The 26,021-nt window shown below is 67.7% G+C and carries 24 protein-coding genes and 3 pseudogenes; 22 read left to right on the top strand and 5 right to left on the bottom strand.

The genetic code is table 11. From position 1 onward, the window contains the following. From ACYVE9_RS01075 to ACYVE9_RS01065, 3 genes and pseudogenes are all read left to right on the top strand, one after another. Positions 1–288, top strand: a pseudogene (locus tag ACYVE9_RS01075) (hypothetical protein); the annotation flags it as partial. Between the two features lie 259 nt (positions 289–547). Next, on the top strand, positions 548–685 hold the full coding sequence (locus ACYVE9_RS01070) for a hypothetical protein (protein WP_461025750.1): 138 nt from the start codon (positions 548–550) through the stop codon (positions 683–685). A 238-nt stretch (positions 686–923) separates the two neighbouring features. After that, the gene (locus ACYVE9_RS01065; RefSeq protein ID WP_461025749.1) at positions 924–1,991 is read left to right on the top strand and encodes a terpene synthase family protein; all 1,068 of its coding nucleotides are present in this window, start codon (positions 924–926) and stop codon (positions 1,989–1,991) included. 145 nt (positions 1,992–2,136) lie between these two features. Here ACYVE9_RS01065 and ACYVE9_RS01060 read toward each other — a convergent pair whose 3' ends face one another. Continuing rightward, positions 2,137–2,412, bottom strand: coding sequence for a hypothetical protein (locus ACYVE9_RS01060; RefSeq protein WP_461025748.1), 276 nt, complete (start codon positions 2,410–2,412; stop codon positions 2,137–2,139). 984 nt (positions 2,413–3,396) lie between these two features. On the opposite strand from ACYVE9_RS01060, the gene ACYVE9_RS01055 reads away from it, so the two are divergent. The 7 genes and pseudogenes from ACYVE9_RS01055 to ACYVE9_RS01025 form a co-directional block, all read left to right on the top strand. Beyond that, positions 3,397–4,196, top strand: a protein-coding gene (locus tag ACYVE9_RS01055) for an IS5 family transposase (protein WP_461025756.1) whose coding sequence is annotated in 2 segments (ribosomal slippage) — positions 3,397–3,732 and positions 3,735–4,196 — 798 coding nt in all. Because the reading frame shifts where the segments join, the coding sequence is not laid out codon by codon here. A gap of 277 nt (positions 4,197–4,473) precedes the next feature. Continuing rightward, entirely contained in the window at positions 4,474–5,736 is a 1,263-nt protein-coding gene (locus tag ACYVE9_RS01050) for an FAD-dependent monooxygenase (protein ID WP_461025747.1), read from the top strand. Next, positions 5,727–7,148, top strand: coding sequence for a cytochrome P450 (locus ACYVE9_RS01045; protein WP_461025746.1), 1,422 nt, complete (start codon positions 5,727–5,729; stop codon positions 7,146–7,148). Before ACYVE9_RS01050 ends, ACYVE9_RS01045 begins: the two co-directional genes overlap by 10 nt. A 36-nt stretch (positions 7,149–7,184) precedes the next feature. Further along, complete coding sequence (locus ACYVE9_RS01040) at positions 7,185–9,215, top strand: hypothetical protein (protein ID WP_461025745.1); 2,031 nt, start codon at positions 7,185–7,187, stop codon at positions 9,213–9,215. Then, entirely contained in the window at positions 9,205–10,101 is an 897-nt protein-coding gene (locus tag ACYVE9_RS01035; RefSeq protein WP_461025744.1) for a class I SAM-dependent methyltransferase, read from the top strand. Before ACYVE9_RS01040 ends, ACYVE9_RS01035 begins: the two co-directional genes overlap by 11 nt. 15 nt (positions 10,102–10,116) lie before the next feature. After that, positions 10,117–11,202: a DUF1295 domain-containing protein gene (locus ACYVE9_RS01030; protein ID WP_461025743.1), complete on the top strand. Its 1,086-nt coding sequence runs from the start codon at positions 10,117–10,119 to the stop codon at positions 11,200–11,202. A 335-nt stretch (positions 11,203–11,537) separates the two neighbouring features. After that, a pseudogene (locus tag ACYVE9_RS01025) lies at positions 11,538–11,777 on the top strand (transposase); the annotation flags it as partial. A gap of 204 nt (positions 11,778–11,981) precedes the next feature. Here ACYVE9_RS01025 and ACYVE9_RS01020 read toward each other — a convergent pair. Beyond that, positions 11,982–12,344: a helix-turn-helix domain-containing protein gene (locus ACYVE9_RS01020; RefSeq protein ID WP_461025742.1), complete on the bottom strand. Its 363-nt coding sequence runs from the start codon at positions 12,342–12,344 to the stop codon at positions 11,982–11,984. A 241-nt stretch (positions 12,345–12,585) separates the two neighbouring features. On the opposite strand from ACYVE9_RS01020, the gene ACYVE9_RS01015 reads away from it, so the two are divergent. The 6 genes from ACYVE9_RS01015 to ACYVE9_RS00990 all read left to right on the top strand — a co-directional run bounded on the left by ACYVE9_RS01015 (position 12,586) and on the right by ACYVE9_RS00990 (position 15,858). Next, positions 12,586–13,572, top strand: coding sequence for a terpene synthase family protein (locus ACYVE9_RS01015; RefSeq protein WP_461025741.1), 987 nt, complete (start codon positions 12,586–12,588; stop codon positions 13,570–13,572). Between the two features lie 499 nt (positions 13,573–14,071). Continuing rightward, positions 14,072–14,251, top strand: a complete 180-nt coding sequence (locus ACYVE9_RS01010; RefSeq protein WP_461025740.1) for a hypothetical protein — start codon at positions 14,072–14,074, stop codon at positions 14,249–14,251. Between the two features lie 188 nt (positions 14,252–14,439). Further along, positions 14,440–14,694, top strand: a complete 255-nt coding sequence (locus ACYVE9_RS01005) for a hypothetical protein (protein WP_461025739.1) — start codon at positions 14,440–14,442, stop codon at positions 14,692–14,694. 17 nt (positions 14,695–14,711) lie between these two features. Beyond that, a complete protein-coding gene (locus ACYVE9_RS01000) occupies positions 14,712–15,314 on the top strand; it encodes a hypothetical protein (RefSeq protein ID WP_461025738.1) in 603 nt (200 codons plus the stop codon). Between the two features lie 23 nt (positions 15,315–15,337). Next, on the top strand, positions 15,338–15,538 hold the full coding sequence (locus tag ACYVE9_RS00995; RefSeq protein WP_461025737.1) for a hypothetical protein: 201 nt from the start codon (positions 15,338–15,340) through the stop codon (positions 15,536–15,538). After that, positions 15,535–15,858, top strand: a complete 324-nt coding sequence (locus tag ACYVE9_RS00990) for a Tn3 family transposase (protein WP_461025736.1) — start codon at positions 15,535–15,537, stop codon at positions 15,856–15,858. Before ACYVE9_RS00995 ends, ACYVE9_RS00990 begins: the two co-directional genes overlap by 4 nt. Positions 15,859–16,301: 443 nt before the next feature. On the opposite strand, the gene ACYVE9_RS00985 is transcribed toward ACYVE9_RS00990, so the two are convergent. From ACYVE9_RS00985 to ACYVE9_RS00975, 3 genes and pseudogenes are all read right to left on the bottom strand, one after another. Beyond that, positions 16,302–17,216: a transposase gene (locus ACYVE9_RS00985; protein ID WP_461025755.1), complete on the bottom strand. Its 915-nt coding sequence runs from the start codon at positions 17,214–17,216 to the stop codon at positions 16,302–16,304. Positions 17,217–17,300: 84 nt separating this feature from the next. Next, positions 17,301–18,968 (bottom strand): ISAzo13 family transposase, encoded by a 1,668-nt coding sequence (locus ACYVE9_RS00980; RefSeq protein WP_461025735.1) that lies wholly within the window; start codon positions 18,966–18,968, stop codon positions 17,301–17,303. A gap of 381 nt (positions 18,969–19,349) precedes the next feature. After that, positions 19,350–19,472, bottom strand: a pseudogene (locus tag ACYVE9_RS00975) (IS5/IS1182 family transposase); the annotation flags it as partial. Positions 19,473–20,102: 630 nt separating this feature from the next. Between ACYVE9_RS00975 and ACYVE9_RS00970 the strand changes: the two are divergent. The 6 genes from ACYVE9_RS00970 to fni all read left to right on the top strand — a co-directional run bounded on the left by ACYVE9_RS00970 (position 20,103) and on the right by fni (position 26,019). After that, complete coding sequence (locus ACYVE9_RS00970) at positions 20,103–21,140, top strand: beta-ketoacyl-ACP synthase 3 (protein WP_461025734.1); 1,038 nt, start codon at positions 20,103–20,105, stop codon at positions 21,138–21,140. A gap of 78 nt (positions 21,141–21,218) precedes the next feature. Next, positions 21,219–21,452 (top strand): acyl carrier protein, encoded by a 234-nt coding sequence (locus ACYVE9_RS00965; RefSeq protein WP_461025733.1) that lies wholly within the window; start codon positions 21,219–21,221, stop codon positions 21,450–21,452. Positions 21,453–21,558: 106 nt separating this feature from the next. Continuing rightward, entirely contained in the window at positions 21,559–22,779 is a 1,221-nt protein-coding gene (gene mvk, locus ACYVE9_RS00960; RefSeq protein ID WP_461025732.1) for a mevalonate kinase, read from the top strand. Next, positions 22,776–23,777: a diphosphomevalonate decarboxylase gene (gene mvaD, locus ACYVE9_RS00955; protein WP_461025731.1), complete on the top strand. Its 1,002-nt coding sequence runs from the start codon at positions 22,776–22,778 to the stop codon at positions 23,775–23,777. The genes mvk and mvaD overlap by 4 nt, the downstream gene beginning before the upstream one ends. Beyond that, positions 23,774–24,952, top strand: coding sequence for a phosphomevalonate kinase (locus ACYVE9_RS00950; protein ID WP_461025730.1), 1,179 nt, complete (start codon positions 23,774–23,776; stop codon positions 24,950–24,952). The genes mvaD and ACYVE9_RS00950 overlap by 4 nt, the downstream gene beginning before the upstream one ends. Continuing rightward, complete coding sequence (gene fni / locus ACYVE9_RS00945; RefSeq protein WP_461025729.1) at positions 24,949–26,019, top strand: type 2 isopentenyl-diphosphate Delta-isomerase; 1,071 nt, start codon at positions 24,949–24,951, stop codon at positions 26,017–26,019. Before ACYVE9_RS00950 ends, fni begins: the two co-directional genes overlap by 4 nt. Positions 26,020–26,021 lie beyond the last annotated feature (2 nt).

The raw sequence follows: 26,021 nt of genomic DNA, 5'->3' as shown, positions 1-26,021 counted from the left end.
GCGTTGCACTGGGGAGAGGTGCGGGCCGATCTCGCTCACCTCGCGGGCGACTACCCCGGAGCCACCCGGGGGTGGCTGCGAGCTGCGGCTCGGTCCTGGCCGACCTACGCGAACGCGTCCCCGGCCCGGCCGGAGCCCTCACCGACGTCCACGACCGGCTGCACCCCACCACCCCGCCCACTACCGCGCATCGCTGAACCGCGCGCCCGCCGGGGGCAGCGGTTCGACGCGGCGGGCGTCACCGGGGCGGCCGAGCGTCGTTGGGTGGGTGAGGGCGGTGGCCGGTAGGTCGCTTCAGCCGCCCGCGCGGCACCCCGTCCTCCCCGTTCGGGGCGCCGCCCCCTAAAATCGAACACATAGACGATTCAGGTAGGCGGCAGCAGCACGCCAGCCCCGACCGGCTCCAGGTCCTGGAGACATGGCCGCGCCTGGAGCTCACGGCCGTCCAGGACCGCATCCGCCAGGTCACCGCGGGGAGTCAGACCAACTACCGGCTCAAGCGCGAGACACGCGACATGTCCCGGACCGCCGTGCTCCACCACGCCGCGTGCAGCATCCCGGCGGCCACGTCCTCACCCCCAGCGAAGCCCGCACCGCACTCACCGACCTCACCCTGACCGACGTCCTCGAGCAGTGCGCCCAGTGCCGGCCCGCCGACCGCCTCACCCAGACGCCGCCCACCTGAACGGCGCAACCAGGGCCCCTCAACGGCGCGCCCGCCCGCACCGCCCGGGCCGCACAGCACGGTTCTTCCCGCCGCTGTTTGAGCGACAGGTCGTCGTACTGCCTCGGACGGGCAGCACGAGCGGTAGGTGCAAATATTCACAAACGTTCAACGCGGTCACACATCGCGCGATCCTGGCCGGTGCCCTCGGGGCGTCCGTCTGGCTGACTGGAGGGGACGGGCAAGGAGTATGGGTCTCGTGCTCTTGGGAGCGAGCGTGGATATGTCCGCGAAACGGTATACCGAACTGCTCACGGATTTCCTCGGAGAGGTCGAGTATCACGATCTAGAAGTTCCCAGCGAAGATCGCATGCAGGCGCTTTGTGATGTGTTCCAGGAGACGATGGAGCACTTCACGGGCCAAATAGACATTCGGGGAGTACCTTTTGATCATGAATGGCTGACCTGCATCGTGCGGACAATCACCCGGATGACGGTTTTCGGCTGGGGTAACCTCCCGCGGGACGCCATGGTGCCACTGAACATCTACTTCACTTATGTGATCCTGGAGGATGATCCGCGAGAAGGACCGGCCCTGGCGGATTCACCCCTCATGGGGTCATTCGCCTGCGATCTCCTCCGTGGCCGGGAGCAGGCGCATCCTAGGTTCAGGTCACTCTTCTCGTTTTTCCCCCGGCTACTCGGCCACTATGGGCCATATGCGCAGCTCACCATGATCAAGAGCAATCTGGAGCTGACTCAGGGCTTCTGGATCGAAAGCCGCAAGTTCAAAGGGCTGCCGGGCGCGAGTGACTACCCGATGTTCCTTCGGCGCTTGAACGGACTGGGTGACTTCTCGGGGGCAGCGCTCTTCCCTGCCGCAGATTTCGACGAGCAGAAGCAGTTTGAGGATATTGTCACTGTCATCGCCCAGATCGAACCCGTCGTCGCACTGGTCAATGACCTGTTCTCCTTCTATAAGGAAATCGACGATCCCGAGGGAGATATTTCACTGGTGGAAAATATCTGCACTACTGAGGGGGCTTGCCTCGAAACGGCCCTCCAGAGGATCGCCGACGACGCCGCAAGAGCAACCCGGAAGCTGCTGGGGGTGGCTCAGGACTGCCGATCCGCAACGGTGTGGGGCACGGTTCAGGATTTCGTTCGTGGATATATTCGCTGGCATCTGTGCGACGAAAGATACCGAATGCGGGAACTCGTTCCTCACTCTGTCAAGTTTCAAGCGTTTCAGAACATGGCCTGCGACGCAGGCTGCATCGACGGTGTGGACTTTGCTGCCCTCTCAAGGCTGAAGATGCCTCGTTGAAGGCCGAACAACTCGAACCGGTTCACGGAGGAGGCGTGTGCCATGCCTTCGGTGACAGCACTCAGGACGGCCCGTCCACCAGGACGGTGGGCGGGCCGTCAAACGGGAGGGATCAGGACCCTCGTGTCCCGACGTCGGCCGCCGGTCAGGGAGTGTCGCCGGACCAGTCGAAGCGGGTCGGGTCGCCGGGGCGCGGGTCGTAGAGCGCCCGCCCGCCGGCACCGTACTGGCCCAGCTCGGTGAGGAGGGCGACACCGGTGCTGATCTCTTCCGGCGTCCAGCCGGTGACGTCGAGCAGCAGCGCGTCCAGCGGCCCGCCCACCAGCTCGACATAGGTCCGACCCGGCCGCGGGCTCGGATCGTCGTCGTGGTCGGTGCCGTAGACCCGGCCGCGCAGCAGCTGCTCGTCGTTGCTGTCCATGTCGCCCACCCTCCCAGCCACCACCGACACTGCGGCTCTCCTCGAGCGGCGCCAACGACGTGCTGCACGGGCGGGCTGGTGTTGGTGGCGTTGCTGTCCGGGTGCACCGGGGCGCCGCAGCAGACGCGCAGCCCGGCGCCTTCCACCCCCGCCAAGCCCAGCGCGGAAGGCTGGCCCGTACCGCAAGGGCAGGCCAAGGAAGCGCTCAGCTCGCCCCTGCCGCGCACGATGCTGTGCACGACGACACCGCGTCCCCCCCTCGCCCGCGACAGCCGGGCACGGCACTTCCGGCCGGTCGGCCGCCAGGACCACACTCGAAGGCACCGGACAGGCCGGTTCCGCACAGGTCGGCCGTGCAGTCCCCTGCCCAGCCGGTGCACCCTTCAGCCCCGCCGCTCCGGGTGCCGCCGCCCGCCGTGCCCGGTCCGCAGGATGTACGCCCACAGGTGCCCCGGCCCGCCGCCCCGGGTAACGCCGGGATGGCGTGCGACCTGGGCAGCGGGCGGCTCGACGACGCGCTGATGGAGCTGTGCCGCGCGACGATGCGCTGACGGTGTCCGGGCCGGTGCAGGCATCGCTGCGCCGGTTACGAGTGCACGACGGCGTTGGCGTCGGTGTTGGCCTCCGTGATGGCGTCGGCGCCGGCAGCGGCCGGGCCACGGGGGCGGGTGGGACGTTGGGATGGGTGTGGTCGTGGGTGAGGAGGGCTTCAATGCGGTCGGGGAAGTCGTCGTCGGGCAGGGGCAGGTCGAGGCCGTCGTCGACGGACCCCATGGCGGCCCGGACGTAGGCCAGGACCGCACCGAGGGTCTAGGAGACCGCCCGCTCGCGCCGCAGCGCTCGCAGCATCCGCAGCGCGATCGCGCGTTCGGTCTCGGTGCCGGTCGCGTCCATCGGTTCCAAGACCAAGTCAGACAGGTCGTACCACCAGTGGGCCTAGAACTCATCTCATTTGGCTGGCTCGGTAGGCTGTGGTTTGTGGGGATCGTTGAGCGGCTGGTGCCGGATGAGTTGTGGGAGTTGTTCCAGCGGGTGGTGCCGGAGGCGCCGTCTCGTCCTCAGGGCGGTGGTCGACGACGTCACGGTGACCGGGAGGTGCTAGCCGCGATCGTGTTCGTGGCCACGTCAGGCTGCACGTGGCAGCAGTTGCCGTCTGCGTCGTTCGGGCCGTCGGGAGCGACGGCTCATCGGCGTTTCGCCGAGTGGACCAAGGCCAGGGTGTGGGCGAAGCTCCACCGCCTAGTCCTCGACGAACTCGGCGCCCGCGGCGAGTTGGACTGGACCCGCTGCGCGATCGGCTCGGTGAACATGCGGGCCTTGAAAAGGGGGACCTGACGGGTCCGAATCCTGTCGACCGGGGCAAGTACGGGTCGAAGATCCAGCTCATCACCGAGCGGACCGGTCTGCCCCTGTCCGTCGGTATCTCAGGCGCGAACCTGCACGACAGCCAGGCGCTGATCCCGCTAGTGAAGGGCATACCGCCCATCCGGTCCCGCCGTGGACGCCGGCGACGCAGACCGGGCAAGCTCCACACCGACAAGGGCTACGACTTCTCCCACCTGCGTCGTTGGATACACGAGCGCGGCATCACCCACCGCATCGCTCGGAAAGGCGTCGAAACGTCGCAGCGGCTGGGCCGCCACCGGTGGACCATCGAACGCACCATGGCCTGGCTCGCCGGCTTCCGCCGCCTCCACCGACGCTCCGAACGCAACGCTGACCACTTCCCCGCCTTCACCAGCATCGACTCCACCCTCATCTGCTACCACAGACTCACCAAATGAGATGAATTCTTATGGCCCTCACCGTGGGTGGAGGTAGAGGCAGTAGGCGGCCGGGTGGTCGCCGGCTGCGACGGCGTACGGCCACCAGAACTGGGCGCTGTCCCCACGGCCGGCCAGGTGTAGCGCGCAGCCCAGGACGCGGGCGCCGGCGGGGCCAGGCAGGCTGCGGGCGGCACGCAGGCGCTGAATCCTGATAGGGAAGCTATCGCGCAAATGCGGCGTAGGGGCGATTCTGTAACGCTGAGAGCTGTTGCTCCGCGCGAGAGGACATCCGACTTTGAACAGCCCTGACGTCGTGACCGCCGGTGCCGGCCCTGCGGGTTGTGCCAGCGCTTTGCACCTCGCCGAGCGTGGCGCCAGGGTCGTGATGATCGACCCGCTGCGCTCCCAGCACCGCGCGATCGCAGGCGAATGGGTTCATCCCGCCGGGGTCCGCATTCTCCGCCAGCTGGGTGTCGACTTCGACAGCAGTGACTGCACGCAGAACCGCGGCTTTATCATCCATTCCCCCGGCGGCGAAACTCCGATCGTTCTCGAGCATGCAGGGTCGGTGGCCTGGAGCATGCCTCATGCCACCTTGACCATGAAGTTGCGGCAGGCGGCCCTCGCCCACCCCAGTATCACGCTACTGCGAGGGCACCGGGTGCTGGCGGCTACGGAGGACGGTCTGGTGCAGACGACCTACGGCTGCATGCGGGCCGCTCTGGTCGTAGGCGCGGATGGCCGCTCCTCGGCGGTACGCGCCTCGCTGCGGCCCGGCGAGGCAGCGTCCGTCCGACTGAGTCGCACCGCGGGGATCACTCTCCGGCTCGCCACCTTGCCCACCGAGGACTACGGGCATGTGTTCCTAGGCGCTCCGGGGCCGATCATGCTCTTTCGCCTGACCCCTGACCGGATCCGGATCACCTTCGACATCCCTACTCCCGGCCCTGCGGCGAGCGAGCTCCTGAGGCATCTTGTCGAGGAGTACCTTCCCCACCTGCCCAGGGAGCTGCGTACCGCGGCCCGGGGCGCTCTGACGGCGAGGCTGGTCCAGTGGGCGTCCAATGCCTACCGGCCGCGCATCTTTCAGGGTCGTCGCCGTTGTGCGCTGGTGGGCGACGCGGTCGGGCACAACCACCCGTTGGCCGCGCATGGTCTGTCGCTGGCCCTGCTGGATGCCTCACACTTGGCGGAAGCGGCTAACTTGAGCGAATACCGCCGTCGTAGCCGATGCGCCACGTGGAGCGCCGAACACGTCTCCGCAGTGCTAGGTCGGCTCTTTCTGTCACCGGATGCGCTGTCGGCGGACCTGCGTACAAGTCTGTTCGCCGAGTGGTCCCGCGGAACGGAACGCGCGGGTGAGGCGATGCACCAGTTGGCCCTGCTGGACACCCGGAAGTTGTCGGTAGCTCACACCTTCGCCCGGGTCGCCGCGCGGACGGCCAGTGGCGGTGCAGGGCAGAGAGCCACAACGCTGCCGCGGCGCGCCTTCGACATTGCCGCCTGGGGCGCCTGGTTGGGCCGCTCTCACCCCCCGTACCGGTCAGCATGCGGGTAAGTGTGGCCCGTAGCAGGATGATGAGCATGCCTCCAGCAGCTTCACAGACAGCCGTCAAGCCGTGGACATCAATTCCAGCGCTGCCCGGCGGAGCTGGGTGGCTGGGGCACTCGATAGCCTTCGGCAAAGATCCGATCGCTTTCCTCAGCGGAGGCAGGCGGCGAGCAGGTGACCTTTTCCGGTTCCGGCTGCTGGGCCAGCCGACCGTGTTCGGGTGCGGGGCATCGGTGCACGAAGCGGTGCTCAAGGCAGATGACCACGTTCTGAACCCGGGCGACGCCTACCCCTTCATGAAACCGATCTTCGGGCCGGGAATCGCCTTCGACGCCGAGCCCGAGAAGATGGCCCTCCAGATGGGCTACCTCGCCCCCCATCTGGGCGGTGCATACCTGCGGCGCTATCCGCCTGCGATGGAGGCGGAGATCGAATGCAGGACCCGGCGCTGGGGGGACGAAGGCGAGATCGAGCTGGTGCCAGCCGTGACCGAGATCGTGGCCGCTGTGATGAGCCGCTGCCTGCTCGGCCCGGAGGTCCACCGGGCCCTGGGACGCGAGACGGTCGCTCTCTTCGAGGATTTGGCCGGTGGCATTCGCCTGGCCGGACTGCTCAGCGCTCGGCTGCCCCTGCCCGCCTTCCGGCGCCGTGACCGCGCCCGGCGCCGACTCGCGGATGAAGTGCAGCGGGCCATCGACAAGCGCCGACACGCGCCCATGGCGAGCAGCCACCACGATCTGCTGCAGTCTGTACTGGAGGCACGCACCCCGGGCGGGCAGCCAGTGCCGGACGACACCGTGACCGGAATCCTGATCGCCGCGATGTTCGCTGGTGTGCACACCAGCGCAGCACTCGCGGCATGGGCCGGTGTAGTGCTCCTGGATCAGGCAGGAAGCCTGAAAGAGGTCCTGGAGGAACAGCGCCGTGTCATGTCTTCCGGAAGCCGGCTGACCGCGGAACGGCTGCACGGCATGGAAGTGATGGGGCACTGCATTCGCGAGGCGGAGCGGCTCTATCCACCCGACATGATCATCATGCGCAAGGCGCGAAGCGACTTCGTCCTGGAAGGCCATCACATCCCTGCCGGCACCCTTGTCATGCTGTCCCCCGCGGTGGCACACCGTATGGAAAGCCTCTTTAACGACCCGGCGCGCTGCGACCCCACCCGCTACGCCGCCGGCCGCGAGGAACACCAACGCCCCTACAGCCTGATCGCGTTCAGCGGCGGAAACCACCGGTGCATCGGCCTCGGCTTCGCCTACCAGGAGATCAAAGCAATCTGGAGCTTCTTGCTGCGCCACTTCGACCTGGAATTGATCGGAGCACCCCACCGACCGGTGTACTCCACCACCTTCGTCGCCACCCCGGGCAGCCCCTGCCGACTTCGCTATAGCCGGCGCAACCTGCCGCGCCTCTGAGCCCTGCCCCGTTGGCGTACGGAAGGAGCCACCCTCGTGCCCCGGCCCGCACCCTCCTTGGCCTCTCTGACGACGGACGCACGCCATGCCCACTACCAGGCCCGCGAACGTTTGTTGTCACTGCAACGGGACTCCGGCGCCTGGGAGGGAGAGATGGTCTGGAACACCGCGACACTCTCCCAGTACGTCATCGCCCGGCACCTGCTGTGCCGCCCCGTGCCCCCAGCGGAGCGCGGATTGATCATTCGTCACTACTCCCGCACGCGCACCGGGGCGGGCTGGCCGATGCACCCTGCCGCAACGTCTGAGTCGCTGTACTGCACCGCCCTGGGCTACGTCGCACTACGCCTGCTCGGCCTCCCCCCCGACCACGCCCTATGCCGCCCCGCCCGCCAATGGCTCACCGCACAGCCGGACGGAGTCATCGCGATCGCGACCTGGGGCAAGTTCTGGCTCGGACTGCTCGGCCTCTACGACCACCGCGCCATGCACCCGGTGCTGCCTGAGCTGTTCCTGCTGCCGCGCTGGTTCCCGCTCCATCCCGACCGGCTCTACTGCCACACACGCTCCATCGCCCAGGCCATGGCGTTCTTGTACGGCACCCAGTTCACAGGCCCGGCTGACGACGTCACCGATGCGTTGCGCACCGAGCTGTTCTCCCGCCCCACACGCCCGGCCGACCGGCATCGCATCGGCGGCGATGCAAGCATGCCCGCCACCGTGCCGTTGCGTCTAGTTCAACGCGTGCAGTACTGGTACGAGGGACATCATTGGCTGCGACTCCGCCGACGCGCCCTAGACCGCTGCCATCGTCGCGTACGGCATGAGCACGGGGTCACCGACCGTATTGGCCTGTCCCCGGTCAACGGGCTCCTGGACATCCTCGTTCTTGCTGCCCACGGAGCCCCGGACAAGGAGATCGAACGGTCCTTGGCCGCCTTCGACTACTGGCGCTGGACGGACCCGGACTCCGGGACCCGCTATGCGGGGGCGCGCTCGCACACCTGGGACACCTCCTTCGCCGTTGAGGCGCTCCTCGCCGATGGCGTACCGAGCACCGGAACGGCCGACGCCGTCATCCGTGCCACCCGGTTCCTACAGGCGGCACAAGTCGCCGAGGAGGTCCCCACCCCGCCCACCACCGGCCGGTCGCCGGCCTTGGGCGGTTGGTGCTTCTCCGAGGGCGGGCATCGCTGGGCGGTCAGCGACTGCACGGCAGAGGCTGTCGGTGCCCTCTTCACTTCCGCCAAGCTCACGGGCGGGCTACCGCCCGGCTGCGACACCTCCGCGGCGGCATCGTTTCTGCTGGCCCGGCAGAATCGCGACGGAGGGTTCGGGACCTACGAACCACGCCGCGGGCCACGGTTCCTCGAGCGTCTCAACCCGGCAGAAATGTTCACCCGCTGCATGGTCGAGGACTCCTACACCGAGTGCACCGGATCCGCGGCCGTCGCGCTCTCCCTGCTGCGGGACCACGGCGATGTCGCCCTACGCGCCGCATGTACAAGGGCTCTCGGTCAAGCCCGGGCGTTCTTGCTACGCACGCAGTCCTCCGACGGGTCCTGGCCAGCGGCCTGGGGGGTGAACAGGATCTACGGCACGCTGTTCGCCGCGCGCGGTCTGTTGGCCACAGGGCCGCCCCGTAACCACCCCAGCTTCGTCAAAGCCGCCTGGTGGCTCGAGAGCATCCAACTCCCCGACGGCGGGTGGGCGGAGCACTCCAGCGGCTGCCTGACCAACGAGTACGTGCCCGGTCACGTTAGCCAGCCCGTCAGCACTGCCTGGGCCCTGCTCACTCTGCTGCCGCTGAGCGGCGGACAGAACCGTTCCGTGCTTTCCGGCATCGACTGGCTGTGCCGTCACCAGCGCCCTAACGGTACCTGGCAGCAAAGCGCGGCGACCGGCGTCTTCTTCGGCACCGCGATGCTGGACTACCGCCTGTACCGGGAGTACTTCCCCCTGTGGGCCCTGGGTCGATGGCTGACCACTCAGACGAAGTCCCCCTCGCCCCACCCGTTCGCCCTCCCTGCCTACCCTCGGCCCTCCGGAGCAGCTCATGAGCATTGATACCAGCTTCCAACGCCTGGAACGCCTCGTCGCCCGCACCGACGCCCGCTACCGGCACAGTAAACAAATGGTGACCACCTACTACGAGCTTGTCACGGATCTGTGCCAGGCCGGTTGGGGTGAATCCCAGCACTTCCCGCCCATGGGAGCCGGGGAATCTCTGGATGCGGCACAAGCCCGTGCTGAGCAGGGGCTCGCTGACCGCGCGGGTCTGGTACCCGGTCGGCGTGCCCTTGACTTGTGCAGCGGAACCGGCGGCCCGGCCGTCACCATTGCCCAGCACTCAGGAGCGCACGTTGTCGGCATCGACCTGAGCCGGGTGCGTGTCGAGAAGGCGCACCAGCGCCGGGCGCAATTGGACTGCCGCTCCTTGCTCACCTTTTTGGAAGGCGACGTCAGCGCTCTTCCCTTCCCCGCGGAGTCCTTCGACGTCTGTTATACATTCGACGCGATCTGTCACAGTCCCGACAAGCAACGGGTCCACGCCGAGGCGTGGCGGGTCCTCAAACCTGGTGGCGTCTACGTCGGCTACGACTGGCTAAACTCCGATGGCCTCTCTCCGCAGGAGAGCGAGGAGTTCATCGAGCCCATCTGCCGCCACCACGGCATCCCCGGCCTGACCACGCCCACCCAGCTCGACGCCTACCTCGCTCACGCCGGCTTCGGTGACATCGCCATCACACCTGAGGTCGAGGATATGGACCACACCTGGTCGCTAGTCGAGGAGTTCGAGATGATAGCCGCAGAAATGACCGACCCTCTCACCGACTTCATGCGCGCCGGCCTGCGCGCTCTCTGCCGTTCCGCCCGGCTCGGCTACTTCTCTGTGGGCTACTGGGAAGCCAAAAGGCCCGGGCATTCGAAAACTCCAGGAGACTCGCTCTGATGGGGAGCGAAAAGTATGCCTTGGCGTGACCTCGCCCTCGCCTGCGCAGTGGTGGTCGGTTTCATCGGCCTACTGCTAGCAGGTTCCCGCTGGCTGCCCGGAACTCTGGCGAAGGGAGCTGTGCTCGACGACGGTGGAAGGCTGCGGTACCGCCTCAACGGACTGGCCCTCTTTGTTCTGACGGTCCTAGCGGTGCTGGCAATATGGTGGAAGGATCCGCAAGGGCTGACCTACCCGGCGCGGCACACCTGGGAACTCTTCGCCGCTGCCAACCTCATCGCTTTCTTGGCGGCAGGAAGCATCTACGCCCTGGAACGAAGGCGCAGGTGCAGACAATTCCAGGACAGAAGTCTGGTTGCCACCATCCGCGGCTACGTGTTCGGGCTGGAACTCAACCCCCGCTACGCTGGCATCGATGTCAAGCTTTTCTTCTACCGGCCCTCCCTCATCGGTCTCTTCCTTCTCAACGTCTCATTCCTGGCTGGGCAATACGTCGACCACGGATCGGTCAGCGGCCGGATGGCCCTGTATCAAGTGCTCTTCTTCCTCTACATCGCCAACTATTTCCAGTTCGAAGGCGTCATCCTGCACACCTGGGACGTAGTGGCCGAACGCTTCGGATGGACGCTGGTCTGGGGCGATCTTGTTCTGGTTCCGTTCTTCTACAGCCTGCCGGGGCGGCAGTTGACCACCATAGACGATCCACTATCCGGATGGCTCGCTTCCATCTCCATCCTGCTGTTCCTGCTAGGCGGTTGGATGTTCCGCGGGGCCAACGGGCAGAAGCACCGATTCAAGGAAGACAGCACCGCGCGAATCTGGGGACGCCCCGCCCAGACGCTCGACGGACGCCTCCTGGTCTCCGGATTCTGGGGCATCGGACGCAAGTTGAACTACACCGGAGAATTTTTCGTCTACGTCAGCTGGACCATCCTGTGCGGGCCAGGTGCTTGGGCTCCCTACACTGTACTCGCCTTTCTGGCTCTCCTGTTCTGGCACCGGGCCCGCCGCGATGACCGGCGCTGCAGCACGAAATACGGCCCCCTATGGGACCAGTACTGTCAAAAAGCAAGATTTCGTATGATCCCGTTTCTCTATTGAATAGCGATTACGGGAGACACTCCAGGACAGGAAGGCGATTTCTGCCGATTTTCGCTTGGCCCGGCGCCCCACGCCTACGACAGGTCGACCGCCCAGTAGGACCTGTCTCTTAGAAGGTGTTCAACCAGGTCAGGGTCATTAAGTAGCAATTGCGTCTGCCCTAATTCGATACGGTTCTTGCCGTAGGTGGAGAATGCTGCCTGGTGCAGCGAGAGTCTCCCTGCCCGTCTCATCCGCCTTTCGCCAGCGAAACCCGTCTGGTTTCAAGATCCCTCACAACCTCCTGGTTGCCGCCGGAACAAGATCTTTCGCCATGCCCATGCTCAGGCTGCGCCCTGAGCGAGCGCAAGCCGTACCCCAGTGACCTGTCCGACGCCCGGAGGGCCCTGATCGAGCCGACGTTGAGGGCCTGGGGCAATGCCCGACTCGAACGCAGACCCACCGGCCAGCCAGCCGAGGTCGCTTTACGTGATGTGCTCAACGCGATCCTGTACATCAACCGCACGGGAATCCCCTGGAAATACCTCCCGCACGACTTCCCCAGCCACGGCACCGTCTACGCCTACTACACGGCCTGACGCGATTAGGGAATCTTCGCCCATCTCAACTACGACCTGACCGCCTGACGGCCGCTGACACCCGGTGTAGCGCGCGTTGTGCAGCACACCGATAGGTAACCCGTTGGAAGTAATTCGAGCAGGGCGGACCGCCGCCTCATCTAGATCCGAACGTCACCATCAGCGGCTCCCACGCGTCGGCCAGGCTGTACACGGTTCTGGTCAGAAAGACCCGACGCGTGGGGTCGATCTCCTCACGGCACAGCGCAGCGAGACGGTGTACGGCATCACCGCCTTTGGGGGGTTGGGACGGGTGGGAAGCCCCTGAGAGGTCTGGGTGAGTCCGGTGTCGGCGGTGGTGACCAGGCGGTTGCAGCGGCGGCTGAAGGCCAGGGCTACCAGGTCGGGGACCGGTGGTCGGGGGCGGGAGCCGGTGAGCCAATGGGCGACGGCGGTGCGGTCGTAGCGCAGAGCCACACTCTGGGCTACGACCAGAGCGTTGACCGTCCGCGCCAGATCCGCCGCGCTCCAGCCGGCTTCGGCCAGCAGCGCAGCTAAGCGATGGTTACGCTCCCGACGTGCCATAAGCCCTCCCAGGATGGAATCTCTACGCCCACTTCCTGGCGCCCCGAGGACAGAAGCGCCCGTTCAACGCGTGCACGCCTCGCTCGGGTCGAATCACGTTCAGTAACTGTTCGGCGGGTAGTCCGAGAGAAGGCGTGCAGACACGAACCTGTCGGGGTCACGAAATCGAAGGCAACCACCACCCGACACATGCACCTTCTGACCCAACGAAAATGATGGACGCGCTTCCCAGGAGGACACCATGGATCGTCAGCCCCACACCAGCCGCCGCTTCCGTCTGCACATTCCGCCAGCTCGAACAAGTCAAGACATGGCTGCAGCCCGCGCGCATAACCTGTCCTGGTTGACCGACCACGGTCTGCTGCACAAGTCAGGTGCCGAACGCTATCTCTCGTTCCAGATCGCAGAAGGCACCGCACGGATCTACCCAGACGCCACCGGAGAGGCTCAGAGCTTAGCTCTCGACACGACAAGCTGGATCATCACCTTCGACGACTTCGTAGACGACTCCACCACCGACCCTCGCGAAACAGCGCAGCGAATCAGCGAAGTGCTCGAGATCCTGAATCCCCCACCGGCCAAACAAACACGGAAAGATCACCACCACCCTCTGGTTACCACCTTCAACGACCTCTGGCAACGCGAGCAGAAGCCCATGCCCGAACACTGGCGCACCCGCGCCCGCGAGACCTGGACGGATCTGCTGCTCGCATGGGGGCAGCAGACCGCCGAATACCACGCCGGGCGAACCTTCGACGGCCTCGACTCCTACCTTGCGCTACGGCGCCGGACCGTCGGCTTCACCGCCATCCTCGATCTCGCGGAAACCACCAGCGGCCTCGTGCTGCCTGACCACCTCTTCCACGCCCCCGAATTTCGTCACCTGGTGCGCACCTGGCTGGATGTCACCATCTACGCCAATGACTACTACTCCGTGGACAAGGAGTCGATCAGGGACATCCCCGTCAACGCCATCTTCCTCCTGGAGCAACTACACCACTGCGACCGTCCCACCGCCTACAAAATCGCCGGAGACCTCCTCCAACAACGGCTTGACGAGTTCGTAGCGCTTCGCTCGACCGTGCAGCAGCTCGGAGAAGGCGCCACCGACGATGAACGTCTCGCACTGCAACACCAGATCAGCACCATGAACCACATGATCGGCGTCAGCGTCACATGGACCTCGACCAGCCCACGACAGACCGACCCCGTAACGAGCCGCGGATGATACTACGCCTGCACGGCACCCGCAAGATCCCGCAGACACGCCTCATCCTCGACCGCCACGGCTCCCCCACGGTGCGCGCCTTCTCGTCGGCGGACACCCGGTCACTCCTGCGCCACCCAGGTCAACTGCACCAACTCGATCCGCGGCACCCGCATGTTCACCCTGCGCCCCCCGTGAACTCCACGAACACACCACCGCGGCCCGCGCCGAGCAGCACTCCGAGTCCTGGCGAAACAAGTACGCCCTCCGCGCGGGCGTCGAGGGCACCGTCAATCAGGCCCTCAACATCACCGGCATCCGCCAGGCGCTACCGCGGCCTGCCGGAAGCCACCCTCCAACATGCCTTCTCCGTCACCGCCCTCAACATTGTCCGCCTCGACGCCTGGTGGACCACCAGCCCACTACAACAACCCCGCACCAGCTGACTCGATCGCCTCAGCTACCAACTCACCGGCTGACGAATTCAGCAACAGAGTCCTCCGGAGCTGAGCGGGCCGAGGTGGGCGAGGCGTGGGGGCAGCGCGGCCGCTGCGCTGCCCGGCAGGGAGGTCAGCGGCAGTGGTCCCTGCGGGCCACGGTCGATCCGAACCACTCGCCTCAGGTCGAGGGTGATCACTACCTGTCGGCCGCGACCCCGGCGCAGAACGCGGTGGTCGAGGAGATCACCCGAGACGCGTAGGGCGATCTGCTGCGGCGCGCGAGTGCCCCGCTGGTCGGACGAGGCGGCCGACGCCGGGCTGCCGGAGGAAGCACGCCGCCTCGGGCTGGCCGAGGGCGCCTTGGCCGAGTTGCTGTCGGGTGAGCGGGACGTGTTCAGCGGGGCCTGCGCCGACCACTTCGCCGGCCTCACGGACCAAAGGGGCAGCCGTGTCCGGCCCCGGCCCTGGGTCTGCCTGCTCTGCCCGCTGGCGCTGTTCGCCCCCGCGTCACCTGCCGAAACTGCTGCGGCTGAAGGCCTTCTTCGCGCGGCAGTTCCGCCAGATGCCGCGCGAGCAGTTCGCCGCCGTCTTCGCTCCTTACGCCCACCGCCCGTCGGCGGGCATCCTGCCGCGGTTCGAGAACGCCGCCATCGCGGCGGCACAGCGCGACGTCGGTGACGAGGACGCCGAGCTACCGCTGTGAGCCGAGGAGACCACGTCGTGAGCCTGCTTCCTGTCTCCGCGCAGCCTGCGGTCCCGTCGGTGTTCGCCGGCGCCGACATCGCCGACACCGACCGTCTGAACTGGCTGGGCGGCTGCCCGCGGCCTCTCTTTGAGTACGACGTGTGGTCGTTCGTCGGCTGGGCCGATGCACCGGTGCAGATGAAGGTGACGGAGAAGCGCATGCTGTTCGACCGCATCACCCACCGGCCCTGGCGTGTGATCGCCAAGGAACTCGCCCTGGCATGGATCGCTACCCAGGACGAGCGCGTCCTTGCCTTGCCGAGGGCCCGCCGGCTCCCGCGCCACCCCCTCACCATCTATGCCCGCGTCTACCACCTCACGTTCTGGCTGAAATGGCTGCACGAGCGCCGGATCACCACACTCGCCGCAGTCACCCAGGGCCACTGCGAGGCGTTCCTGCGCGAGTACGGCGTCGCTCGGGAGAAGGAGACCGGCGCTGTCCTGCGGAACAAGCCCGGCGGCTCGCTGCGGACGGTGGTGTCGGCCATGCAGGACATCACCGACTACGGCGAGCTGCTGTCAGCCGACCGGCACCGGCCAGGTTCCCGGCCCTGGGCGCACGATCGCTCCGCGTCGTGACCGGGGCACCGTCCCGGCCCCAGGTGACGATCAAGACGGAGCCCCTGGACGACGAGGTCCTGCGGCCGCTGCTGACGGCGTGCTTGCACCTGGTCGACGTGATCGGACCGCACATCCTGGACATGCGGACCGAGCTGTGGGTCGAGCGCGAGTCCTGGCGCAACGTCGAGTGGTCGAGGAATCTGCGGGACGGCGACCGGCTTGCCGCGCTGCGAACTCCGTGATCGCCTACGGCAAGGGCGGAGAGATCGCCTCGAACCGGCGCGACGAACAGGAGATGTTCGTCGTGTGCCTGCGAATCCTGCAATCGGCCCTGGTCTACGTGAACACCCTCATGCTCCAAGACGTGGACGAACCGGAGTGGGCCGACCTGCTCACCCCCGCCGACCGGCGCGGCCTGACTCCGTTGTTCTGGTTCCATGTGCGCCCGTACGGGGAGGTGAACCTCGACATGGCTGTCCGCCTCGATCTCGCTGCGGTCCCGGTGCCCGGCCCCCGCCCTGCAGGCGAGGGGGAGCCAGCCGAGGAGCGCGCGGACAGGTGAGTCCGGGCGATCCCTCTCTGGCAGGCACTGGTGGCGGGTACCGGCTTGAATGTGAGCCGGCGCGGGGGCAGCGTACGCGGCACCTGGCCGGTGGCCTCGGCCGCCTTCCGCAGAACACGCCGCAGGCCCTCGCGCCGCTCTTCCAACTCCGGACCCCGCCTGCATATCGGCGAGTCCGGGGGCGCAACCCGTACACCGTGGTCTCGATGCGTCCCGGCGCAGGTCTGCTCGTGCGGGTCTGCGACTACATAGCCGCAGCGGAGTCGCCGTGAGGCCGACCGGTACTCGTGAGGCAGCGGGGTGATATCGCTGCGCGCACTTCCGCGCCCCCGCTGCGCTACGCCATCTGCTCCGGTTTCCTGAGCACCTCGACCAGGGCTGAGATGTAACCAGTTGGTGCGTGATAACGGGTGAGGCGTGTTTAGCTCGGTCGTGGCCTGTTTTCAGATGTTGATGGTGCGGTCGGAGACGAGGCCGGCGATGGCGCGGTAGGTGTCGGGCATACGGTCGCGGCGGTGGGTCCAGCGCGTCAGTTGTTTCCAGCGTTTGTGGTCGGCGAGGGCGTGTTCGACGGTGATGCGGTCGGAGGAGTGCCAGTAGCGGTCGCGTTCCCACTGTTGGACTCTGCCGGGCAGTGCTCCAGGGCGCGGGTTTCTGGGTGGTGTGACCGCGTGCCCGCGGTGGTCGCGGCTCAGGCCCAGGTAACCGTCGTCCAAGAGGACCTCGGCGTCGGGGAAGTGCTGGAAGCAGACAGCGATGCCCTCGTTGCGGGCGGCCGTGGCATCGTGCATACGTCCAGGGCGCAGGGAATCGGTCCATAGCGTGCGGCCTCGCCAGTCGGCGATCACGGTGGCCTTCATCGTGTTCTGCTTCTTCTTGCCCGACACGAACGCCCGGCGACCGCCGCGGTTGGCGGGCGGCCTGCGGACCTGGATCTCGGTGGCGTCCAGCCGCAGCTCGACGCCTTCGGCCTGGGCGTAGGCGAACACGTCCGTCAGTGTCCGAAGACGCAGGCCGGGACGGTCGGGGACCGCGCATCCCCGCTCGGCCTGGAGGTGACGTATCTCTGCGATCGCGCGGGTGATGGTGGAGCGATCGACGCCGAACAGCAGGCCCAGCACCGAATGCGGCAGGTCGTACCGCAGATGGATCAGCGTGACCACCAGCCGGTCGACGAACACCAGTTGGTGACGGGCTCCGGCGCCCGCGGCCCGTTTCCGGGCCCCGCCTCGTACAGCATGAAGTCGACCCTCACGTCCGGCCTGCCACGGCGCGGCCAACTCCCGCACCAGGCAGGCGAGATGCTGTCGAGAGATCCCGGTGAACAGCCGACGTGCCAGCACCGCACGATTGACCATGATCGCCACACCCGGATCATGCCACCTGCCCGGCACGACGCCTCACCCGTTATCACGCACCAACTCGTAAGGGCTCGCAGAGAATCAACATGCTGACTTGATCTCTGTGGGGTTGCTGTTCGTGAGGAACGCGGTGACGTCGGCGGGTGTGCGGAACCTGGCTGTCGAGGGTCGAACGGTGCAGCCGTGGTCGGCGAGAAGGGGCTGGATTTGGTGAACGGCTCTGGTGATGGTGCTGGCGTTGACGCCGAAGAGCTGGGCGATCAGGTCTCGTGTTCCGAGTTTGCGCAGGTAGAGGACGGTGGCCAGGACTCTGTCGGGGGTGGTCAGCTTGTCCTTGGCGCCGGCTCCGCGAGCCCGGATACGGTCTCCTCCTCGCTGCTGTGACCGCCCGCGTTCACGTAGCTCATCCAGTTTGTGGGACAGCTGGTCGACGAGCTCGTCCAGTGCCGCTTCGGTCATGCCGGTCAGTTCCGGGTTGCGCTGACCGCCAGCGCGGGACTTTGGCGGCAGGCCCTCGGCCGCGCCGGCCGTGTAGCCGTGTTGTGGATGGAGGGTGTAGTTCCAGTCGCCGTGGAAGCGGTGGCGGTGCATGGGTAGTGCGTCGATGTCTGTGTCGGTGATCTTGATGCCGGTGTCGTAGGTGCCCGGGTCGAGTTCCGCGTGGACTCTGAGCCCAGTGTGGGTAGTGGTCGCCTTGATGCTGTTCACGATGACGTCGTGGCTGGTCAGGGGCCTGCCGCGCCAGTTCATGGAGATGTGGGAGAACAGCCGGTGCTCGATCTTGTTCCACTTCGAGGTGCCCGGCGGCATGTGGCAGACCGTGACCTCCAGGCCCGTCTCGGCGGCCAGGGTGGCAAGTTCGGTCTTCCAGGCGCGGGTGCGGTATCCGTTGGAGCCGCCCGCGTCCGCGGTGATCAGCAGCCGGGCGGCCCGAGGGTAGTGATGATTGCCACGGGCTTGCCACCAGCGGCGGATCGAGGCGACGGCGAAGGCTGCCGTGTCGTGGTCGGTGCCGACGCTGACCCAGCCGGTGTTCGCGGCGACGTCGTAGATCCCGTATGGGATCGCCTTGCCGGGTCCCTGCCGGTCCAGGAAGTCATGGGTCTTGACCTGGGCCGGAGCTCCCTTCGGCGCCCATTCACGGCCCCCGTTCCTGTAGTGGCCGACCAGTTCCTTCTTCTTGGTGTCCACGCTGATCACCAGGTCGCCGGCAGCGATGTGCTCCTTGGCCCGGTCGTTGATGTAGTGGAACTGGGCATCCCGGTCGGGATGCTGCCTGCCCTCTAGGGTCTTGGCGTTGGCCTGGAGGCTCAATCCCTCCTCCCGTAGAAGGTCGGCGACGGTATCCGCCGAGATGCGGTGGCCCTGCCTGGTGAGCTCGTCGGCGAGTCTGCGGGTGGACTTCGTCGTCCAGCGCAGCGGCGACATCGGATCGCCGCGCATGTCGGGCTCGACCAGCGCCAACAGCGCGGGCCGCAATTCTGGATCCACCTCGGCCGCCCGCTTGCGCCCGCCACCTGGGCGGCGGACCCGGCCCAGCGGTTCCGCCCCGGCCTCCAACTCGTCCACGCCCTTGCGGACTGTGGTCTCGCTGACCCCGGCCGCCTGGGCGACCGCCCGGATCCCGCCGTGGCCCAGGATCCGGGCCTCGGCCCCCATCAGCAGACGGCGCTGCCTCTCATCCAGATGTGGAGACAACACCGCGAACTTCAGGCCGAGTTGATTACGGACCTCGCCAGATATGCGCATACCACACCAACGAGCCGAACTGCGGGAAGCAACACCTTGATTCTCTGCGAGCCCTAAGGGAGTCGATTCGGCGGCGGTTTTGACTGTCTCGATGTCGGCGTATCCGGGTTCGATCAACCAGTTCAGGACTCCGTCGACCAGAATGTCCGGAATTGAGGCCGCTCCGACCGTGAGGAAAACCTTTCAGTCAGGCGGCGTCGATTTCACCCCCTCCTTCTCAGTGGACGACTCTCACTTGATAGACAGCTGTACCCCTTCTTCAGTGGACCAGACGTCACGGTAGAAGGAAAGGTTTCGCCGCGTGGCAGCCGTGAATGCGTTGGCAGTTTACTCATACAGCCTTGTGGCGGAACATCACGGAAGCGGGACAGTGAACCTCTTTCATCCTGAATAGTCGCAGGTCAGCAGGGATTGAATGGCCTGGCCGGTGCGGCTGACACGTCGGATTGAGCCGCGTGCTCTGCGCATGATGCGCCAGGACTTGAGCTGGGCGAAGGCGCGCTCGCCGGTGCTGGGAATTCCGCGAACGGTATGGGCTGTGACCGGTGGTCATGCAGTCCTTACCTTCTTTCTCGGCTTGATTCCGGTCGTTCGTAGAAGTTCCAGGGATACCGGGTGTGGCTGTCATGCGTCTGCCTTCAGGTGACTCCGGAGGATTGGCCACCCAGCACCCCGCGACGACTCAGCCGATGCCGGAGGCTACTGCGTCGCCTGCAACACCGCTCAAGCAGGGAGCGCCATACGGCACCGTCCCCCAGCCCAGGATTCTGCCCCCACTGTGGCCTTGAGCCTCTTCCCTCCTCCTGCGGACGCGGCGCCTGGCGGTGCTGACATGCGCTTTCTTCGCCCCGACCCAGGTGGACTCCGTCCCGCCCCCGGCTGGTGACCGGGGCCAATGGGGGACTCGCTCCCCGGGCCCTGAATCAACGCGTTCACGCTTTCCGGCCTGCCCGGTGAGTGTGGGCCTCGGGTCGCCGGACAGTCGTTCTACTACGGCCTTCTTCGCCCTCGACCCCACCGCGAATTGACGTGGGCCCTTGCTCCTAGACGCTGCTACGGCAGGCACGGCGGAGGCTCTGGCTACTTTTCGTCCAGGGCCAGCACCGCCTCAAGACGCCCACCCCTTCGCGGGAAGTGGACCTGCCCCGGTCCAGTCACCCAACGCAGGAGCCCGAAATGAATTTGGACCAGGAACGTACCGTCGTCACCGTTGCCGAATGTGCTGCCACCCCCAGCACCGGCGCCCGGATCGCCGGGCTCGGGACTTACCGCCCGGCGACGGTCGTCACCAACGACTCAGCCGCCAACCGCGCAGGCGTGGATTCCCAGTGGATCGAGCAGCGCGTCGGTGTGCGCGAACGCCGTCACGCCGACGGCGGCGAAACGGTGGTGGCCATGGCGGCTGCGGCCGCCGAGAAGGCCCTCGCGGACGCGGGCGCCACCGCCGCCGATGTCGACGTGGTCATTCTGGCGACCTGTTCGATGCCTACCCCGATGCCCAACGGGGCGGCCTCAGTGGCCGCCCGCGTCGGGTGCACAGCGGCAGCGGGATTCGATGTGAACGCTGCCTGCTCCGGTTTCAGTCATGCGCTGGCCATCGCCGATGCCCTCGTCCGTGCCGGTACCGCCCGTCAGGTGCTTGTTGTCGCCTCGGAACGCATGAGCGACTGGATCTCGGCCACGGACCGGGCTACTGGCCCGATCTTCGCTGACGGCGCCGCCGCCGCGCTCGTGGCTCGTGCCGAGCAGCCCGAGATCTTCCCCATCGCCTGGGGCAGCGACGGCCACCGCGCCGCCCTGATCGCGATCTCCGCTGAGAGCGGCTACATGGAGATGGCCGGCCACAAAGTGTTCCGCTGGACCACCAACGCGTTGCTGCCCGCGATCGAGGGCGCCTGCGCACGTGCCGGGATCGCTCCGCGCGAGTTGAAGGCGTTCGTCCCGCATCAGGCGAACCTGCGCATCATCGACGCCCTTGCCCACGCCATCGACGCCCCCGCCATGGTGACCGCGACCGACGTGGTCGTCTCCGGCAACACCTGCGCCGCGTCCGTTCCCCTCGCCTTCCACGCCCTGCGGCAGAGCGGACAGATCCACAGCGGCGACCCGGTCCTGCTCTTCGGTTTCGGCGCCGGCCTCACCTATGCCGCCCAGGTCGTTCTCTGCCCCTGACGCAGCACCCGCCCGCCTCTGTCCCGCCCCGGGCACCGACGGTGCCCCTACCCTCTGGAGGATTGGATGAGCTCCGACATGAACACTCTGACCGAGGACATCCGCAGCATGATCGCCGACCTCGCTCAGTGCCCCCTGGACGGCGTCCGGCCTGACAGCCGACTGCTGGAGGACCTGGGCCTGGACTCCCTCCAGATCACCGAACTCGCCCAGAAGATCGAGAACATGGTGGGCAGGCCCGTCGACGAGGATCTGCTCAACGCCGACGGAACCAGCGTCGCGCACTGCGCCGAGATCGCCGCCGGGCCCTGACTTCCATGGGCTTTCCCGTCGTGCGTAGCCGCTGAGGCGCCGTACCGGTCAGCGCCCGGTCGCTGCCCCGCCCGTGCCCGCCACCACGCCCGCCCCCCTCACCGAAATGGGGCCCCTTGCCGTGAACCTTCCCCTGCCGCTGCCGACCTCCGAAGGCCTGGCCACACTGCCGAGCTGGGCCGAGATCACCCGCGCCATCTTCCAGAGGGCCGCGCCGCTCCACGCCCGTGCGATCAACCCGCTGCGCGCAGCTTCCACTTCCGCGCGTGTGCCCGCCACCGCCGCACGAGACGCCGCGCGGACACAGCACCCGCGGAACACGCGCCCTGCACCGACCGATGGCCGTCCCGCGCCGGTGCGAGACGGCCCGGCTTCGGGCACCGCGCATGCCAAGGTCATTCTCCTGGGCGAGCACGCCGTCGTGTACGGTGCGCCCGCGGTGGCCGTCCCTCTGCCCACAGTGACCTGCCGCGCCACGGTGCAGCATCGCGTCGAGGGCCCCGCCGGACCGGGAGGCCTGCGCCTGACCTCCCGTTGGGAGCCCAAACCGGCAGAGCCCCTCACCTCTCACGACGTGCCTCCTGCCCTGCGGCGACTCGTCGACGCCCTGTGGCAGCGCGCCGGCGCAGCCGACCCGCCGCACCTGGACATGGAGGTGGCCAGCGCCATCCCGCCGGCCCGGGGACTGGGTGCCAGCGCCGCCGTCGCCCGCGCGGTGACCGGGGCACTCGACGCTCTGCTGGGCCTGCACTTGAACGCCGCTGAAATCTTCGCCTTCGTCCAGCTCGCCGAGCGGGCGGCCCACGGCAATGCGTCGGGCATCGACGCCCTCACCACCGGCAGCACCCGCCCGGTGGTGCTGTGTGGCGGTCGCCCCACCACGCCAATGGTCGGCACCGATGCCTGGATCGTCGTCGCCGACAGCGGCACCTGCGGCAGCACACACCAAGCCGTCACCATGCTGCGCACCGCCTTCGATGCCCGGCCCCCACGGCAACAGCAGTTCCTGGCCCGGTCGACCGCGCTCACCGAACACGCCCTGCGTGCTTTGCGGGACGGACGCCTTGAGGACCTGGGCCGCTGCCTGACCGACACCCATCAGATGCTGTCCGAGCTGCGGCTGAGCACCCCACGCCTCGACCGCCTTGTGCACGCCGCCCTCGCACACGGCTCCCTCGGAGCCAAAGTGAGTGGGGGCGGACTGGGCGGGTGCGTCGTCGCGCTGGCCCGCAGCGCGCCGGACGCCGACGCCCTGGCCTCCCACCTCACCCAGCACGGGGCCATCCGTACCTGGACCACTGCCGTCCAGGAAGAGGAGCCGACATGAGCGCGGGCTGGGCGACGGCTGTCGCGCACCCGAACATCGCGCTGGTCAAGTACTGGGGGAAACGCGACGACGACCTGATCCTGCCGCTGGCGGACAGCCTGTCGATGACTCTCGACATCTTTCCCACCACCACGACCGTGCGCCTCACCCCGCACCGCAGACACGACACGGTCCTCATCGACGGAGGCCCTGCCACCCCCGAGGCCCTGCACCGCGTCACCGCTTTCCTCACCCTGGTGCGCACCCTGACGGGACGCACAGAGCCCGCCACGGTCGAGACACGCAACACGGTGCCGGTCGGTGCAGGGCTGGCGTCCTCGGCTGCCGGATTCGCCGCCTTGGCCCTGGCAGCCGCCACCGCCTACGAAGCCGGCCTCTGCCCGACCGGACTGTCCCGGCTGGCGCGCCGCGGCTCGGGGTCGGCCTGCCGCTCGGTCTTCGGCGGCTTCGCCTGGTGGCACGCCGCCCACCCCACCGACCCCAACCCCGACCAGACGTCCTACGCCGAGCCCCTGCGCCACGTGCCACTGGACGTGGCACTGATCGTGGTACTGCTGCACACCGGCACCAAAGCGACCTCCAGCCGTGACGCCATGGCCCGTACGGTCCGCACCTCGCCTCTGTTCGGCGATTGGATCGCCGCAACCCGCGACGACGTCCCGGCCATGCGTGCGGCTCTCCAGGAGGGCGATCTCCCACGGGTCGGGGCGATCGCCGAACGCAACGCCCTGGGCATGCACGCCACGATGGAATCCACCACGCCCCCCGTCGTCTACCGCACCACCGCCTCCCACCGCCTTCTCGACCAGGTGCGCGCCATGCGCGACCGGGGAGAGCGGACCTGGGCGACGATGGACGCCGGGCCCAACGTCAAAGTCCTGTGCCCCGCGGCCGACGCGGTGCGTCTCGCCGAGGAACTGACGGCGGTGTCCGGGTGCCCCACGGTCGTCGCCCGCCCCGGGCCGGCCGCGACCCTCACCGCCGTGAGCCTGCCGTGAACGCGCCCCTCGTGCGCCGGGCGCCCGGCAAGCTCCTCATCGCCGGCGAATACGCCGTGCTTACCGCAGGTCGGCCCGCCGTCGTCGCAGCTCTCGACCGCTACGTCAGCGTCACCGTCGCTCCTGCCCAACACGCCGACGTCGAGCTTTTCACCGACCTCCTCGACAGGCCGTTGTTGCTGCGCCGCAAGAGCCACGGCCTGGCGCCCGTCGGCGGCACCGGCGCCAGTGCCTCCCCGCCCGCGGCCTTCGTGCATCTCCTCGCCGTCCTGGCCACCGTGGACGAACTGACCACCGACCTCGGACTGCCCCTGACGCCGGTGCGACTGGGTGTCACATCAAACCTGCACGAAAACGGCGTCAAGATCGGCCTCGGCTCGTCCGGCGCAGTCACCGCCGCCGCCACCCACGCCCTCACCGACTACCGAGGCCTGCACCTCACCGCCGAACTCCGGCTGCGGCTGGCCCTGCTCGCCACCGTCATCGCCGACCCCCACGCCTCTGGCGCCGACGCTGCCGCCAGCACCTGGGGCGGCTGGATCCGCTACACCGCACCCGACCGGGCACAACTCCGCCGCACCGTGCACTGCCACGGTGTCGCTGCCACCCTGCGCGCACGCTGGCCCGCCCTGTCACTGCGGCCGCTCCCACCCCCGCCCGTCGCCCTGCAGGTCTGCTGGACGGGCAGCCCGGCGTCCACCCCGGCCCAGGTGGGCCGCCTGCAGGACACCACCTGGTGGAACGGCGACGCCCACCACCAGTTCCTCACCGACAGCGACCACCTCGTCGACGACCTCGTCCACGCCCTGGACTGCGCCGATCAACAGGCGGCCGTCCACGCCGTCGACGCCGCACGAGCGCTCCTCGCCGACCTTGACGGGCAGACGTCCCTGGGGATCTTCACCCCCGCTCTCGGCGCACTGTGCGACGGTGCCCAAGCCGCCGGCGGCTCCGGCAAGCCGTCCGGCGCAGGCGGCGGGGACTGCGGTATCGCCCTGCTGCCGCCCCACGCCGAACCGGCCACCCTGCACCGCCTCTGGAAGACCGCCGGCCTCACGCCCCTGACCGTGCGCACCGCCGCCCGAGAAGCCACCCACCTGCCGGACGCCATCGGACCGGACCCCGCCTGCGTGCTGCCCGCCCCACCAGTGCCGACCCCGAGGACCCCCTTATGACCGCCTCACGCAAGGACGACCATGTCCGCCTGGCCGTCGCCCAGCACACCGACACCGTCCACCCCACCCCATCCCCTTTCCCACCCAGCGTGTTCGACGACATCCGCTTCGTACATCACGCCCTCGCCGGCACCGACCGCCATCGGGTCGACCTGCGCACCCGCATCGCCGACCACACCTGGCAGGCGCCGCTGTACATCAATGCCATGACCGGGGGCAGCCCCAAGACCGCGCAGATCAACCGCGACCTGGCCACCGCCGCCAGAGAGACGGGTCTGGCCATCGCCACCGGCTCGATGAGCCCCTACCTCAAGGACCCCGCGACCGCCGACACCTTCACCACGGTGCGCACACAACACCCGCACGGCTTCGTGATGGCCAACGTCAACCCCGACACCACACCCGAACAGGCCCGCCGCGCCGTCGGCCTGCTGCAGGCCAACGCCCTGCAGATCCACCTCAACACGGTCCAGGAGAGCGTCATGCCCGAAGGAGACCGCTCCTTCGGCCACTGGCCCGCCGGAATCGAAGCCATCACACGGGCGGTCGACGTCCCGGTCATCATCAAGGAAGTCGGCTTCGGCCTCAGTGGACGCACCGTCACCCAGCTCGCCGAACTGGGAGTCGCGTTCGCCGACGTCGCGGGAAGCGGCGGCACCAATTTCGCCCGAATCGAGAACGGGCGCCGCGCGCACGCTGACTACGCCTACCTCGAAGGGTGGGGCCTGAGCACCCCGGCCGCCCTCCTGGACGCCCGAGAGCACGGTCTGCCCCTGCTCGCCTCCGGCGGAATACGCCACCCGTTGGACATGGCGCGTGCCCTGGCTCTGGGAGCCGAAGCCGTCGGGGTTTCAGGCACGTTCCTCACCACCCTGATCACCCACGGCACCGGCGCCCTCATCGAGCAGATCACCACCTGGCTCGACCACCTCACCACCCTGATGACCCTCCTCGGGGCCCACCACCCCCACCAGCTCACCACCTGCGAACTGGACATCACCGGAAACCTGCGCAGCTTCCTCGACCATCCCCCTGCCCCCTTCACGCCCAAGGAGAGCCCACGGTGACC

The sequence above is a fragment of the Streptomyces sparsus genome (genome assembly GCF_054776295.1).
Note: the sequence above shows the minus strand (reverse complement) of the source record. Positions and strands in the feature narration are given on the sequence as shown.